The organism is Pseudomonas sp. B21-041, from assembly GCF_024748675.1.
Lineage (GTDB): Bacteria > Pseudomonadota > Gammaproteobacteria > Pseudomonadales > Pseudomonadaceae > Aquipseudomonas > Aquipseudomonas neuropathica.
The window spans coordinates 3,479,263-3,493,228 of the sequence record NZ_CP087175.1 but is presented as its reverse complement, the minus strand read 5'-3'; the positions used below and the strand labels follow the sequence as shown (position 1 = coordinate 3,493,228).

General features: G+C 59.1%; 19 protein-coding genes. 3 read left to right on the top strand and 16 right to left on the bottom strand.

Annotation, left to right across the window (positions count from 1 at the left end; translation table 11 throughout):
• Positions 1-5: 5 nt before the first annotated feature.
• The 9 genes from LOY43_RS15510 to LOY43_RS15470 all read right to left on the bottom strand — a co-directional run bounded on the left by LOY43_RS15510 (position 6) and on the right by LOY43_RS15470 (position 7,870).
• Complete coding sequence (locus LOY43_RS15510) at positions 6-290, bottom strand: hypothetical protein (protein WP_093431037.1); 285 nt, start codon at positions 288-290, stop codon at positions 6-8.
• 257 nt (positions 291-547) lie between these two features.
• The gene (locus tag LOY43_RS15505) at positions 548-778 is read right to left on the bottom strand and encodes a hypothetical protein (RefSeq protein WP_008082703.1); all 231 of its coding nucleotides are present in this window, start codon (positions 776-778) and stop codon (positions 548-550) included.
• Between the two features lie 118 nt (positions 779-896).
• Positions 897-1,127 carry a hypothetical protein gene (locus LOY43_RS15500; protein WP_095047795.1) on the bottom strand — a complete coding sequence of 77 codons (231 nt, stop codon included), beginning with the start codon at positions 1,125-1,127 and terminating at the stop codon, positions 897-899.
• A gap of 71 nt (positions 1,128-1,198) precedes the next feature.
• Entirely contained in the window at positions 1,199-2,848 is a 1,650-nt protein-coding gene (locus LOY43_RS15495) for an ATP-binding cassette domain-containing protein (RefSeq protein ID WP_258708323.1), read from the bottom strand.
• 144 nt (positions 2,849-2,992) lie between these two features.
• Positions 2,993-4,030, bottom strand: a complete 1,038-nt coding sequence (locus LOY43_RS15490) for a DNA topoisomerase IB (protein WP_258708322.1) — start codon at positions 4,028-4,030, stop codon at positions 2,993-2,995.
• Positions 4,031-4,102: 72 nt separating this feature from the next.
• The gene (modC, locus tag LOY43_RS15485; protein ID WP_258708321.1) at positions 4,103-5,182 is read right to left on the bottom strand and encodes a molybdenum ABC transporter ATP-binding protein; all 1,080 of its coding nucleotides are present in this window, start codon (positions 5,180-5,182) and stop codon (positions 4,103-4,105) included.
• A 3-nt stretch (positions 5,183-5,185) separates the two neighbouring features.
• The gene (modB, locus tag LOY43_RS15480) at positions 5,186-5,866 is read right to left on the bottom strand and encodes a molybdate ABC transporter permease subunit (RefSeq protein WP_258708320.1); all 681 of its coding nucleotides are present in this window, start codon (positions 5,864-5,866) and stop codon (positions 5,186-5,188) included.
• A gap of 1 nt (position 5,867) precedes the next feature.
• Positions 5,868-6,635, bottom strand: a complete 768-nt coding sequence (gene modA / locus LOY43_RS15475) for a molybdate ABC transporter substrate-binding protein (RefSeq protein ID WP_095047790.1) — start codon at positions 6,633-6,635, stop codon at positions 5,868-5,870.
• A gap of 170 nt (positions 6,636-6,805) precedes the next feature.
• Entirely contained in the window at positions 6,806-7,870 is a 1,065-nt protein-coding gene (locus LOY43_RS15470) for a nitronate monooxygenase family protein (RefSeq protein WP_095126350.1), read from the bottom strand.
• Between the two features lie 354 nt (positions 7,871-8,224).
• Between LOY43_RS15470 and LOY43_RS15465 the strand changes: the two genes are divergently transcribed.
• Complete coding sequence (locus LOY43_RS15465; RefSeq protein WP_220556305.1) at positions 8,225-9,208, top strand: MDR family oxidoreductase; 984 nt, start codon at positions 8,225-8,227, stop codon at positions 9,206-9,208.
• Between the two features lie 32 nt (positions 9,209-9,240).
• Here LOY43_RS15465 and ada read toward each other — a convergent pair whose 3' ends face one another.
• From ada to LOY43_RS15440, 5 genes are all read right to left on the bottom strand, one after another.
• A complete protein-coding gene (gene ada / locus LOY43_RS15460; RefSeq protein ID WP_258708319.1) occupies positions 9,241-10,308 on the bottom strand; it encodes a bifunctional DNA-binding transcriptional regulator/O6-methylguanine-DNA methyltransferase Ada in 1,068 nt (355 codons plus the stop codon).
• Positions 10,309-10,395: 87 nt separating this feature from the next.
• A complete protein-coding gene (gene alkB / locus LOY43_RS15455) occupies positions 10,396-11,061 on the bottom strand; it encodes a DNA oxidative demethylase AlkB (RefSeq protein WP_258708318.1) in 666 nt (221 codons plus the stop codon).
• A 5-nt stretch (positions 11,062-11,066) separates the two neighbouring features.
• A complete protein-coding gene (locus LOY43_RS15450) occupies positions 11,067-11,777 on the bottom strand; it encodes a 2OG-Fe(II) oxygenase (protein ID WP_095126347.1) in 711 nt (236 codons plus the stop codon).
• A 93-nt stretch (positions 11,778-11,870) separates the two neighbouring features.
• Positions 11,871-12,038 (bottom strand): hypothetical protein, encoded by a 168-nt coding sequence (locus tag LOY43_RS15445; RefSeq protein WP_176471335.1) that lies wholly within the window; start codon positions 12,036-12,038, stop codon positions 11,871-11,873.
• A gap of 34 nt (positions 12,039-12,072) precedes the next feature.
• A complete protein-coding gene (locus LOY43_RS15440) occupies positions 12,073-12,375 on the bottom strand; it encodes a DUF1883 domain-containing protein (RefSeq protein WP_007912251.1) in 303 nt (100 codons plus the stop codon).
• Positions 12,376-12,585: 210 nt separating this feature from the next.
• On the opposite strand from LOY43_RS15440, the gene LOY43_RS15435 reads away from it, so the two are divergent.
• The gene (locus LOY43_RS15435; RefSeq protein ID WP_095047784.1) at positions 12,586-12,942 is read left to right on the top strand and encodes a hypothetical protein; all 357 of its coding nucleotides are present in this window, start codon (positions 12,586-12,588) and stop codon (positions 12,940-12,942) included.
• 71 nt (positions 12,943-13,013) lie between these two features.
• Entirely contained in the window at positions 13,014-13,244 is a 231-nt protein-coding gene (locus tag LOY43_RS15430; RefSeq protein WP_008082673.1) for a hypothetical protein, read from the top strand.
• Positions 13,245-13,247: 3 nt separating this feature from the next.
• Here the strand turns inward: LOY43_RS15430 and LOY43_RS15425 are convergent, their stop codons facing one another.
• On the bottom strand, positions 13,248-13,535 hold the full coding sequence (locus LOY43_RS15425; RefSeq protein WP_093431076.1) for a hypothetical protein: 288 nt from the start codon (positions 13,533-13,535) through the stop codon (positions 13,248-13,250).
• Between the two features lie 138 nt (positions 13,536-13,673).
• The gene (locus LOY43_RS15420) at positions 13,674-13,859 is read right to left on the bottom strand and encodes a hypothetical protein (protein WP_090283267.1); all 186 of its coding nucleotides are present in this window, start codon (positions 13,857-13,859) and stop codon (positions 13,674-13,676) included.
• Positions 13,860-13,966 lie beyond the last annotated feature (107 nt).

The following is a 13,966-nucleotide window of genomic DNA, read 5'->3' as shown; positions in this document are numbered from 1 at the left end:
CGCTGCTAGACGAATGCTTGCCCGCTAAAGCCGCGAGGCAAGCGCTGAAGACCGGCCATTGCAGTGAGGCGCTCGATCCATTCTGCGCGCCAGTTGGTCGCGCCGTGGGAGGTCTTGGCCTGACGGGCCATGCGGCGGGTGGCGTTGCGCTGATCCTTTCGCGCCTGTTTGTAGGCATCGGTATTGCGGCAACTGCGGCACTTCACGCGATTGAGTTCGCGGCTTGCCGACAGTTGTTTGCCTTTATGGCCGCAGGCCAGATGCCCGTCGACGTTGAAATGGATAACCATAACTGTCTCCTTTTCGACATGTATAAGTTATGACAACTCATGCACGGCAACCGTTCGCCGTTTGGACGCAGGCAAAAAAACACCCGCATGCGGGCGGGTGAGGGCGTTAGTTTGCAAAGGAGTGGCTTCACTGTAGACGCGCAGATGTAGTCGTCACGTGAAAAACTGGAAAAATAAACATAACGGCCAGACACAAGCGCGGTGACTCATGTGTCACCGCTAATGAGCAAACTCCTGAAACCCTGGCCGGGTCGAGTTCATCTGAACCGAGGCAGTGGCCGATCAACAGGCTTTAGCGCCGACAGCGTATTGCGAATCAGCGGAGCATCCTTCTCGATGTCGTTCAGCCGGTCTCGGATGCGCAGGGCGGTGGGGTGTCCACCTTGGTGATCGACCCAGTCGGCGATCTCTTTGCAAGCGGCGGCGAGGCGCGCTTGTCGAGCGTCGAGCAGGGTGAGGAGGGTGGTGATGGACTCTTTTTCGGACATGGAACACCTCCGTTCTATGAAACCTGGGCTGCAGCAAAAAGCCCGCGTGTTGCGAGCCTTCTGCCGTGGGGCGCTGCTCCTTCAGCTGGTTTCAGTATAGACCCGCTTCTGATCGGCATCAGCCTGAAGACTGGCGGGCCGCTGATGGGGAACTCGCTGCGTTGAGGCGTCTGCATTCACGTCGTGCGTCCTCTTCCGCGTCATAGCCATCGCCGATGAAACCGCCAGTACGTGTGTCGCAGATGCGAAACCAGCTAGTGGCTTTCGCGGGATCATGCTGGCTGTCTTCGGCACGTCGACCGTAAATAATGATCTTGTTGCAACGCTTCACGACGAAAATGTCTTCCATGGCGTCACCGCAGCTGATTCGTGTCAGATCAACTATAGAAGCCCTCGGCAATCGTGCAAAAAATAGGCAGGTCAGCTCGTCGGTTGCCAGCGCCAGCCTTCGGGGTGCCAGGTCAAACAATGGCTTGGGTTTAACGCCTGTAGAAACGCTTGATCGTGGGAAACCGCGACAATCGCTCCGGGAAATGCCTGCAAGGCGTGTTCGAAAGCGTGCACCGACGCCAGGTCCAGATGATTGGTGGGCTCATCCAACAGCAGTAATTGCGCGGGCGTCTGGCGCCACAACGCCAGCGCAAGGGCTGCTTTCAAGCGTTCGCCGCCACTGAGTGAGGCGCACGGGCGGTTAACGCGTTGTGCGTCGAGTTGCAGATGAGCGAGAAAGCTGCGCAACTCACCTTCGCTCAAAAGTGTTTGCTGTGCCTGCAACTGATCGACAATCGATGTGTGCTCATCCAGCAGCTTCAGTTGTTGGTCGAAAAAAGCAAAAGGCACGTGCGTGATGCACTCCCCACTTACCGGCGCCCATTCACCCGCCAGCAATTTCAACAGCGTCGATTTGCCACAACCGTTGTGACCGCTGACAGCGATGCGCATCGGCCCTTGAATGGCGAGGTCAAGGCGGGTGGTGGGCGCATCTGCCGGTAACCCTGGCAAGCACGCGTCGATCAGCGTGCACACCCGCCGATTGCTCGGCACCACGCTGCCCGGCAGATTGATCAGCACGCCGTCGGCGGGCAGGACGTTTTCGTACGCCTCGCGAACACGCTGATCCAGATCGGCCTTGCGTGCCTGGTGGCCGACTTTTACCTGCCCCATGATGTCCCGCGCAGCGGCTTTCAACGCTGCCCGCTCGAAGCCCGAAACGTTGGCACTTTGTGCGTGGCGACGGCTGCCGGCGGCATGGCGCTGGATCGTGTCGTGCTCGCGTTGCAGCCGCGTACGTTCGCGCTGACGTTCGATACGGGCCTGATCGAGCTGTGCCTGCGCCGCCTGTTGATGGATCCTGCGTTGCTCGGTGAAATCCGAAAACCTTCCGCTGAAAACTGTTACTCCCAACGTCGTGAGTTCGACAAATCGCTGCATCTGCTCCAGAAGCTGGCGGTCGTGACTGACGATAATCAGGCCGCCACGCCAGCGCTCAAGCAGGCTCATCAGCCATTGCCGACCGCCGCTGTCGAGGTGATTGGTGGGCTCGTCGAGCACCAGCAATGGCGCCTGACTCAGCAGTGCGCCGATCAAAGCGATTCTGGCTTGTTGGCCACCGCTGAGGTGCTCCGTCAGATCCGACCCGGTGAGGTCGGTCAGCCCGGCCCCATCGAGCATCTGGCGCAAGCGCTCGGCCAGATCCCAGCGTTCATCGATGAGGTCGAAGTCGTGCGCAGTGGCAGCACCGCATCTTAGTCGCTCCAGTGCGCTGAGCGCCGGGGCCGTCCCCGTTGCATCGGCGACGGTTTGCCCGGGTGTGGCGATGAACGTTTGTGCGACGTAATGCACGCAAACCGAGCGTGCCACGCTGCCGGTGCCGGTGCCGGTGCCGGGTTGTAATTGCCCGGCAATCAAACGTGCAAGCACGCTTTTGCCAACACCATTGCGCCCGACGATCGCAGTCGGTTGATGATCGAAAGTCAGGTTCAGGTCTTCAAACAGTGTTGCGCCATTGGCGAACTGAAAGCCCAGTTGATTCAGGGAAACGAGTGCGGGTGTACGCGAGACGTGAGTCATCGGCACCTCCAAAAAATGTCGTGAAAACTGACAAGCGCCGAGAACGGCGTGTCGCGATTACATTTTTAGAAGGCTGGATTGTTCACTGCTGCGGTCGTCCGAAGGAGGGGAAGGTGGCTAGCCTAGTTGACGATGTGCGGCGGATCAAGGTGCGTCGGTCATCTCGCTCATTCGCTCGAGAAACATCGCCAGCGCCACTTCCTCCGCACGCAGGCCTTTGCGCACGCGCGGGCGAGGCAGTTCAGCGAGGGCGCCGAGCATGAATTTCTCCACCACGGCGGGGTGGATGTAGCATTTTCGGCACACTGCCGGGGTGTTGCCCAACTGCTTGGCGACGCCTTTGACCATCTCCACCACATGCCGCTTGGCCTCGGTCTCGGACTCCCATTGCAAATCGCGCAATACCGCCAGCGCCAAGGCACTGCCGGCCCAGGTGCGGTAATCCTTGGCGGTGAAATCGGCACCGGTCAGGGTTTGCAGGTAGGCGTTGACGTCGGAAGAACTGACGGTGTGTCGCTCACCGTTTTCATCGAGATACTGAAACAGATTCTGCCCGGGAATTTCCAGGCACCGCTTGATGATGCGTGCCAGACGCCGATCCTTGACGGTGATCTGGTGTTCGATGCCGCTTTTGCCGCGAAACTGGAACAGGATCGCGCTGCCGTTGACTTCGACATGTCGGCTGCGCAGGGTGGTCAGGCCGTAGGAACGGTTGTCGCGGGCGTATTGGGTATTGCCGACCCGGATCAATGTGGCGTCGAGCAGGGTGATCACCGTGGCCATGACCTTGTCACGACTGAAGCCGGGCGCGGCCAATAGCGCCTCCAGTTGTTTGCGCAGTTTCGGCAACGCGAGACCGAACTCACGCAGGCGCGAATACTTGTCGGCATCGCGCACTTCGCGCCAGCGCGCGTGATAGCGATATTGCTTGCGGCCACGGGCATCACGGCCGGTGGCTTGCAGATGACCGCGCGGATCCGGGCAGATCCACACATCGGTATAGGCGGGTGGTACGGCAAGGGCATTGATGCGTTTGATTTCATCCGGATCACTGATGCGCTGGCCTGACGGCTCGAAATAGCTGAACTTGCCACGCAGCTTTTTGCGGGTGATACCGGGCTGGGTGTCGTCGACGTAATGCAGGTCGGATGGCAGGTCGGCAGTCAGCACGGTGTCGGGCATGGCAGTTTCCTTTGATGGCGCGGCGGTCTGTAAAACGATTGACCGCACGCCGTTGCCGTGGTGCCGAATGATTTAAGCGAGGACTGCTACCGCTTTGATCTGCGCCCATAAATGCTGGCCCGGATGCACGCCCAACTGGTCCCGGGAGTAGCGTGTAATACGCGCGAGCAGCGGGGTGCCGCCAACATCCAGGCGAATCAAAACGTGGGCGGCGTTGTCCGCCGATTGTTCGCTGACCACCGTCACCGGCAGTCGATTGAGGATGCTGCTGAATTCGCTGTTCTGCAGGCTCAGGCTGATATCCCGCGCGTGTACTTTGCAGCGCAGGGTCTGACCCGGTTCCATCGGCGCGTGCGTCACACGGATGCTCATCTCGGTGGCCGGCAATTGCAGGCTCAGCAGTTGATATTGCGCATCGTAGGCGCTGACCTGCCCTTCAATGATCACCCCGGCGTCATCGCCCATCGCCATCGGCAGGTCAAGACGTGCGAGGGTTTCGCCAATCGGGCCGCTGGCCAGCGCTTTGCCTTCGCTGAGTAGCACCAGATGGTCAGCCAGTCGCGCCACTTCATCCTGGGCATGACTGACGTACAACAGCGGAATGTCCAGTTCGTCGTGCAGACGTTGCAGGTACGGCAGGATTTCACTTTTGCGCTGGCTATCGAGAGCGGCCAGTGGCTCGTCCATCAGCAGAAGTTTCGGGCTGGTCAGCAGGGCACGGGCGATGCCGACACGCTGGCGTTCGCCTCCCGACAAATGCTGCGGATGACGTTCGAGCAAATGCTCGATGCCCAAGAGTTCGGTGGCCTGCGCCATGTCGACCCGACGCTGGGACTTGGCGATGCGCTTGAGGCCGAACTGCAGATTGGCCAGCACCGACAGATGCGGAAACAGGCTGGCTTCCTGAAATACATAGCCGAGCGCGCGTTTGTGTGGCGGGACGAAAATGCCGTTATCGCTGTCCTGCCAGACTTCATCGTTGATCTGGATGAAGCCATGTTCAGCGCGCTCAAGCCCGGCAATGCAACGCAGACAGGTGGTTTTACCCGAGCCGGAGTGGCCATAAAGCGCAGTCACGCCACGGCCTGGCAAGTGCAGGTCGACATCGAGGCTGAAGTCCGTATAGACCCGTTTCAAACGCACATCGATCATCGATCAGCTCCAGCCTGCACGGGTCTTGCGGCTGGAATACAGCGCCAGCAACACCAGAAACGAAAACACCAGCATCGCCCCGGCCAGCCAGTGAGCCTGCGCGTATTCCATCGCTTCGACGTGGTCATAAATTTGTACGGAAACCACGCGGGTCTTGTCGGGAATGTTGCCGCCGATCATCAGCACCACGCCGAACTCACCGACGGTATGCGCGAAACCGAGTATCGCTGCGGTGATAAAACCGGGGCGCGCCAACGGCACAATCACGCTGAAAAACGTGTCCCACGGATTGGCGCGCAAGGTCGCGGCCACTTCCAGGGGGCGGGTGCCGATCGCCGAGAACGCGTTCTGCAACGGTTGCACCACGAACGGCATGGAATAGATCACCGAACCGATCACCAGCCCGGTGAAGCTGAACGTCAAAGTGCCCAGGCCCAGCCATTGGGTGAATTGGCCGAGAAAACCGTGCGGCCCCATCATCAGCAACAGATAGAAACCGATTACGGTCGGAGGTAGTACGAGGGGCAGGGCGACGATCGCTCCGATCGGGCCGCGTAGCCATGAATCGGTGCGCGACAGCCACAGGGCGATCGGCGTGCCGACCACCAGCAAGATCGTGGTGGTCAGGGACGCCAGTTTCAGGGTCAGCCAGATCGCCGCGAAATCGGCGCTCGTCAGTGACATTTTAGAGCTGGTAACCGTAGGACTTGATCACCGCAGCGGCTTTCGGGCCTTTGAGGTATTCGACCAAGGCTTTGGCGGCGGCGTTGTCTTTGCCTTTGTTCAGAATGACCGCGTCCTGTTTGATCGGGTCGTGCATGCTCGCTGGGACGATCCATGCCGAACCGCTGCTGACTTTGCCGTCCTTGTAGATTTGCGACAGGGCAACAAAGCCCAACTCAGCGTTGCCGGTCGAGACGAATTGGTAGGCCTGAGTGATGTTCTGGCCTTCAACGATCTTGGCTTTGGTGGCGTCGGTCAGTTTGAGTTTTTCCAGCACTTGCGTGGCTGCCAGACCATAGGGCGCGGCTTTCGGGTTGGCGATGGACAGGTGCTGGTATTCGTTCTTTTTCAGCACTTCGCCTTTCGCATCGACATAACCTTCTTTAGCCGACCACAACGCCAGCGTGCCGATGGCGTAGGTGAAGCGCGAACCTTTGACGGTCTCGCCTTCTTTTTCGAGTTTTTCCGGGGTGGTGTCGTCAGCGGAGAGGAACACTTCGAACGGCGCGCCGTTCTTGATCTGAGTGTAGAACTGGCCAGTGGCGCCATAGGCTGCGACCAGTTTGTGCCCGGTGTCTTTTTCGAAATCGGCGGCGATGGCCTGGATTGGCGCGGTGAAGTTGGCTGCCACAGCCACCTGCACTTCATCAGCCTGAACTGCGCCGACGGCGAAGACGGCGAGCAAAGAGGCCAAGCAACCAGGGGCAAGACGTGAGGCACGAATGGTCATGTAACAGCTCCGTTATTGGCGAGTGCAGCGGGCAGCTATTGTTTGAAGTGGGCTGCGCCGATGCGAGAGGTGAATTCGCTATATAGCGAAATATATAGCGAAATGCCGCCAAACAGGAAGTGTTGGTTAAAATCAGCGCGAGGATGTTTGAATCTTCGCGCTGTGCAGCTTCAGCGGCTTGCGAGTTTTGCCAGTGCGCCTTCGGCCAATTGTCGAGTCAGTTCAGCGCTACCGAGGTCTTTGCCCAAGGTGAATGCCTGACCGGCCCAGAGGTTGGCAAACTCTGCTTCGTTGATCGCTCGCAGCGGCATGAGCGCACCCCCGGCCAAGGGAAATGCTGGTGCCTGGGGCGAAATCGGGCCCAGCTCACGCATGACGCGGTTGAGAATGCCCCGTGCCGGGCGCCCGGTAAAAATATTGGTGATCGCTGTTTCGCTTTCCTTGGCGGTGCGCAGCGCCTTGTGGTGAGCGGCGCTGACTTTTGCTTCCGGCGTGAACAGATAGGCGGTGCCGACCTGTACCGCTGAGGCCCCCAACATAAACGCCGCCGCCATGCCGCGCGCATCGGCAATTGCCCCGGCGGCAATCACCGGTACGCTCACCGCATCGACCACCTGAGGCACCAGGGCAAACGTGCCGACCTGACTGCTCAGATCATCACTGAGAAACATGCCGCGATGGCCGCCGGCCTCGTAACCCATGGCGATAATCGCGTCGCAGCCGTTCTGTTCCAGCCAGATCGCTTCGTCGACCGTCGTGGCCGATGAGAGAATTTTCGCCCCGGTTGCCTTGACCCGCTCGAGCAAGGATTTCTCTGGCAGACCGAAATGGAAACTCACAACTTCAGGTCGAAATTCTTCCAGCACTTCACAGGCTGCGGCATCGAATGGCGCGCGGTTGGATACCGGAGTCGGTGCAGCGAAATCGGCGCCCAGTTCACGATAGTAAGGCTCCAGCAAATGCTTCCAGTCACGTGCACGTTGCTCATCGGCTGCCGGTGGCTGATGGCAGAAGAAGTTCACGTTGAAGGGCTTGTCGGTGTGCTGGCGGATGGTTTTCAGCTCTTCGCGCAATTGCTCGATGCTCAACATCGCCGCCGGCATCGAACCCAGGCCACCGGCGTTGCACACGGCGATGACCATGGACGAATTCGTCGCACCGGCCATCGGGCCCTGGATGATCGGCAATTCAATGCCGAGCAGATCAAGAAGACGGGTGTCTGGCCATTGGCTCATGAGGGCGGTTCTCCGAACGGTGCAGCGGGCAGGGGGCAAAACCGGTTTTTAGCAGCAAAACCGGATTCGGGGCCAGTTCGAAATTCAGAACAACCCGTGCAGTTTTTCAGCGTCGATGACATCCGCCGCTCTTCGGCCTCCAGAAGCGTGATGAAAATTGCTGGTACGCCGGTGGTCGCGGCAGTGGCGAACTCTTTAAAAAACTCGGCGAAACCACGACCGTCGAAAAAGCATAGACGCGGGCCATCGAAATACCCGGCCGATTTGCCGATTGGCGCAAAGTCGAATGTGGCAGGGTGTTGCGATGTGCTATTTCAAGGCACGACATTCTGAAAACAGTCCAGCGAGGCAGTCATGTTTAACGCCATTGTGATCGACAAAGACGACAGCGGTTACCGCGCCAACCTGCAACAGGTCAACGAGGAGCAATTGCCTGAAGGCGATGTCACCGTGGCTGTTGCGTACAGCACGCTGAACTTCAAGGATGGCTTGGCGATAACCGGCAGCAGTCCGGTGGTGCGCAAGTTTCCGATGGTGCCGGGGATCGATCTTGCGGGCACCGTGGAAGCCAGTTCACACCCCGACTATAAGGTGGGTGATCAGGTGCTGCTCAACGGCTGGGGTGTTGGCGAGAATCACTGGGGCGGTCTGGCGCAGAAGGCGCGACTCGATGGCGATTGGCTAATTCCATTGCCCAAGGCCTTTACGGCGGCGCAAGCGATGGCTGTCGGTACGGCCGGTTATACGGCGATGCTGTGCATTCTGGCGCTCGAGCGCAATGGCGTGACGCCGGAGCAGGGTGAGGTGTTGGTCACGGGGGCCAACGGCGGTGTCGGCAGTTTTGCCATCGCCCTGCTGAGCAAACTCGGCTACCGCGTCGTCGCGTCCACCGGCCGGGTCTCCGAGCATGAATATCTGCAGCAGTTGGGCGCCGGCGAAATCATTGACCGTGCGACGTTGTCAGCGCCCGGCAAGCCACTGGCCAAAGAGCGTTGGGCGGCGGTGATCGATTCGGTTGGCAGTCACACCCTGGCCAATGCCTGCGCGAGCACCCGCTCCGAAGGCACCGTCGCCGCCTGTGGTCTGGCCCAAGGTATGGATTTCCCGGCGTCAGTGGCGCCGTTCATTTTGCGCGGTGTGACCCTCGCCGGCATCAACAGCGTGACCCAGCCCAAGGCCCGCCGGCTGCAAGCGTGGGAGCGTCTGGCCAAGGATCTGGATTTCTCGCTGCTGGCATTGATCAGCCATGAAATCGGCCTGAGTGAAGCCATCGAGGCGGCGCCAAAACTGCTCGCCGGGCAACTTCGCGGACGGGTTGTGGTGGACGTCAATCGCTGAGGTTTTCAGGTTGCGTAGCTTCCATTGACCGTTCACGCCGACGTCTCGCGCTCAAGCAACTGACGCTTGCGCTCGACCCCCCAGCGATAACCGGAAAGGTTGCCATCGCTGCGCACCACGCGGTGGCAAGGGATCGCCACCGCCAGGCGGTTGGCCCCGCATGCCTGAGCCACTGCGCGCATGGACGTCGGCGCGCCGATGCGCTGGGCAATCTCGGCATAGCTGGCGGTGCTGCCGAGCGGAATCTCCCGCAAGGCTTGCCAGACACGTTCCTGAAACGCCGTCCCCCGCACGTCCAGTGGCAGATCCAGGCCAATGGCCGGTGCTTCGATAAAACCCACGACTTTGGCGATCAACTGTTCAAACCCGCTGTCTGCGCCAATCAGGTTGGCGTTGCGAAACTGATCCTGCAGGTCGCACACCAGTTGGTGCGGGTCGTCACCCAGCAAAATCGCGCACACCCCACGCTCGCTTTGCGCCACCAGAATCGCGCCCAGCGAGCATTGGCCTACGGCAAAATGGATGTCGTTGTTTTGACCGGCAGCGCGGTAGTCGCCAGGTTTCATACCCAGCAGTTGGTTGGCTGATTCGTAGAAGCGGCTGTTGGAGTTGAAGCCTGCGTCGTATAGAGCGTCCGTCACCGAATTGCCGTCCGCGAGACGTTCACGCACTCTGCGCGAACGATGGGCGGCGGCGTAGGCTCTTGGCGTGAGGCCAGTGGCGGCTTTGAACACGCGATGAAAGTGAAACGGGCTCAAACCGGCCGCCTCTGCGAGCTCGTTCAGGGCGGGCGGATTTTCGGCCATCTCGATTTGCCGGCATGCCGCGGCAACGGTCGCGGCATGCTGCGCGGCGACATCACTTTGATCCTTGCTCGCACGTTTGCTCGGCCGATACCCCGCGGCTTCGGCCTGTTGGGCGGTGTCGAAAAACTCGACATTTTGCGGTTTCGGCAAGCGTGCCAGGCTGCTCGGGCGGCAGTAGATGCCCGTGGTTTTTACCGCATAGACAAACTGTCCGTCCGCCTGCGGATCCCGTGCGAGCACGGCGGCCCAGCGTGGATCATGTTCGGTATCAAACGGGGTCGAAAGCGTTTTCATGATGAGTAATCCGTTGACCTGTTTGATTCAGGTTAACCAGCCTCGCCAGGCACAACACTCCGGGCCTTGCGGTCAAATTTTTCGGGTTTAGCGAGCCAGCCGAAATGTCAGATTGATCCGCTGTTGACCCAAGCGCGGATGCTGACCTTGCTTGATTGGCAATACGCCGTGGTAGCGCAATCGGTCGACGCCGCCCCAGACCACCATGTCACCGTGCAGCAGCGAAATTCGCCGGGTCTTGTCGCTGCGCGCAAAACCGCCGAACAGAAATATGGCTGGTAATCCGAGTGACAGGGAAACGATCGGCGCGGCGTAGTCCTTTTCGTCTTTATCCTGATGCAATGACATTTTTGCGCCGGGGACATAGCGATTGATCAGGCAGGAATCTGCATTGAAGCCAGAGAAACCAGCTCGCTCGGCTGCCGAATGCGCCAGAGCAGCGAAGGATTTCGGCATCTGCGGCCAAGGCAGCCCGTTGAGCGGGTCGACACCCGAATAACGATAGCCGCTGCGATCAGTGATCCAGCCCCGCTCACCGCAACTGCTGGTGCCGACAGACATGCTGAAACCGCCCGGTGTGACCATGTGGCGCAAGGGGGCCACTGCGAGAACGGCGTCCAGTGCCGGCAGCAATTGATCGACAATCGGCAGGGCGAAGCCGCGCAATAGCCAGGATTGTTCGCCAATCTGTTCGGCTCGGGCTTGTTGTACTGGTTCGTGGTCAGCGAACAGGTCGAGAGTTGTTGAGGACATGGCCATCAGGTTGCGTCGTGAAAGATGATGCCTAGGGTATGCCTTTTTCCACTGTGCAGGCGACTGACACCGTGGCGCATGGTCACCCGATAATCACCGCGCACGCCTTTGACGGGGCGCTGATTCACGGCAAAGATCAGCGCATCACCTTTCGTCAGATCGAGTACGTGCGGGCGAGATTGCATGCGTGGGCGCTGCTCGGTGAGAACGAACTCTCCGCCGTTGAAGTCTTGCCCGGGTTCTGACAGAAGAATCGCCACTTGCAGCGGAAAAACCGATTCGCCGTACAGGTCCTGATGCAGGCAGTTGTAGTCCTGCGGGCCGTACTGCAACAGAAGAGGGGTAGGGCGTCGTTGACCGGCGGCATGGCAGCGCTGAAGAAACTCGGCGTGGTTCGCCGGAAAACGTTCGGGCAGGTGCATGCGTTCGTACCAGCGATTGGCCAAGGGGACCAAGCGCGGATACAACGCGCAGCGAAGGCGTTCTACCGGTGTCGGCAGCGGATATCGAAAGTATTTGTACTCGCCGCGACCGAAACCGTGGCGGGCCATGATGACCTGCGATCGAAACGGTTCGGTCTGTGGATACAGCGCACTCAGGTGATCGCAGGTTTCGGCCAGCAGCAGCGAACGGATGATCGCGTAGCCGTCCTGATCCAGTTGCTGCGCAAGGCTTGCCCAGTCGAGCGAATCCAGACGCGAGGGTGACATCGACATGCTGACTCCTTGACGCTTGGTCGAAGAAAGTCAGTCTAGGCAGGACGTAGCGGCAGAACACTCCGCCGCTTGCGGTCGAATTCCTGTCGATGCTTACAGCGCTTTGCTGACGGCGATCTCGCTGATCACATCATCTTTGCCGTGGATCGCGTCAAGCGCAGCCTTGGCTTCTTCTTCAGTGCCGTTTTCCAGCTGCGCGAACTCGAAGCGGCGTTCACCGTTGAGTTTGTACTTGATGACATATTTGGTTGTTTGGGCCACGGTCATGCTTTCCTTTCTGGTCGGACGGCGTGTCTCAGCTGAGTTTGGTGCTGGAGCGACGGATGATCTTGATCGAGTGGGTCAGCGTCGGCTTGCGGGTTACGCTGATCGCACGGCGGTTGACCGTGTCTATGGTGATGTTCCAGAAACCGGTGCTCGGCGCGGTGATACGGGCCGGGAAGGTGTCGAAGGCGCCGCCGTGATAGGTGTGACGGCCGCCATTTTTGAAGCTGCGGAAGTTAGCGTCGTTCATCAGACGGATGTTGCACATTTGCGAGCATTGAATGACGACGATGTCGTCTTCGTTGAGGTGTTCGCGCTGGTGAATGAATTTCATGGGCGCCTCCAGAAGGGCTTTTTCTACAAAATCAAAACGATAGCTTGTAATTGCGCGCAGTTTATCAGCCCGCACGGGTTATTATCTGGCCGTCGGGCGTTGGTTTGACAATTTTGAACAGATATTCGCAATCGGATGCGGGTTAAATGCAGAAGGCCCCGGAGAAAAACGGCATTTGTGCTGTCGGACGGTCTTTAACGGAGGTTTTGTATGAAGTGGGGTGTGGTGTGTCTGCCGTTGATTCTGGCTGTGGGTGGTTGTGCGAGTGTTTCCGAAATCAATGAAACGCTGCCGACCATGAGCGTGATCTCCGGCAAGAAACCCCATGAATATGCCCAGTGTCTGGCCGATAAACTGGCAGACAGCCGCGGCGCGCTGCAAGTACAGCCGCACAAGGACGGGGTTCAGGTCATCGTACCGGGGAAACTTTCTACCGGCGCAGCCGCGGTGTTTGATATCGAAGATCGCTCCGGTGGCAGCAGCATCAAGTTGCATGAGCGCATGTCGAACGTGCCGGTTCGCCCGCGTGACGTGCAAAAGGCCGCCAATGCGTGTATTTCCGGCTGATAGACTGACCGTCATCAGCACCGATGCCGTCGCAGTCATGCTGTGACGGCATTTTCATTTCTGGAGTCGCGATGAAGCGAGAGCAAGTACGGGAGCGCCACGTAGAGGGCCTGATCTCTGCCACCCATGTCATCCAGAACCCGGCGAATCCGGGTGAGTGGATCGTGTTTTTCAAGAAGAGCGCCGGGCGCAGCTACTTTCTGGTCGACGATAACGACGAAGTCGAATCCTTCAACCGTCTCGACGATCTGATCGAAGTCGTTCGTGGACTCGGGATCAAGTTCGCCGAAATTCATATGTAAGGTCTATTTGCAGACCACGACAACGCTGCGGTTCTTGTAGTTGCCGACATCAACGCCCAGGGTTTTGTCACTTTCCTTGGGCTGGGGTGTGCCGTCGGTGCCAACGATTCGGTAGCCAGTGCCCGCGCAGGAGGCATCGGCTTTTTCATAGCAGGTCGCCCAGGAATTCGCTTCACCGGAGCAATCGATCGACAGCCCCTGTTCACCATTGTTCAGGTATGTGGGTTGGGAGGTGGCGCAACCGGCCAGTGCCAATACCGCGATCAGGGGCAGCCATTTTTTCAGATTCATGTTTGTGGTCTTCAGCGAGGGGGGGGACTAGACGCTCTGACAGCGCCGGTGTGAAAAGGTTATAGCGTTTGGCCACTTGTTTGTAGGTGGGCACAAAAAAGCCCTGCGCAAGGGCAGGGCTTGGGGTGTCGCAGTCGATCAGTCCTGATCTTTGCCACGGCGCTTGGCCGATGCCGGAGTGTCGGTGAACACTGCCGCTACATCGGTCGCCATTTGCTCGCTGTCGAAAGGCCCGGCGATGTGCTCGCCATTGGTCGTGGTCAGCGTCCACTTGCCGTCTTTCTTGTCGATCACATACCCGTTGACGATTTTTACCGCGGCCATCTATCTGTCTCGTTCGCTGGTTCAAAGGCGCCATGATACCGGCAAATGCTCGCATTGGGGGGCGATGAGCGTATGGTGATTCAGTTTGTCGACTGCTTTGAGCTACG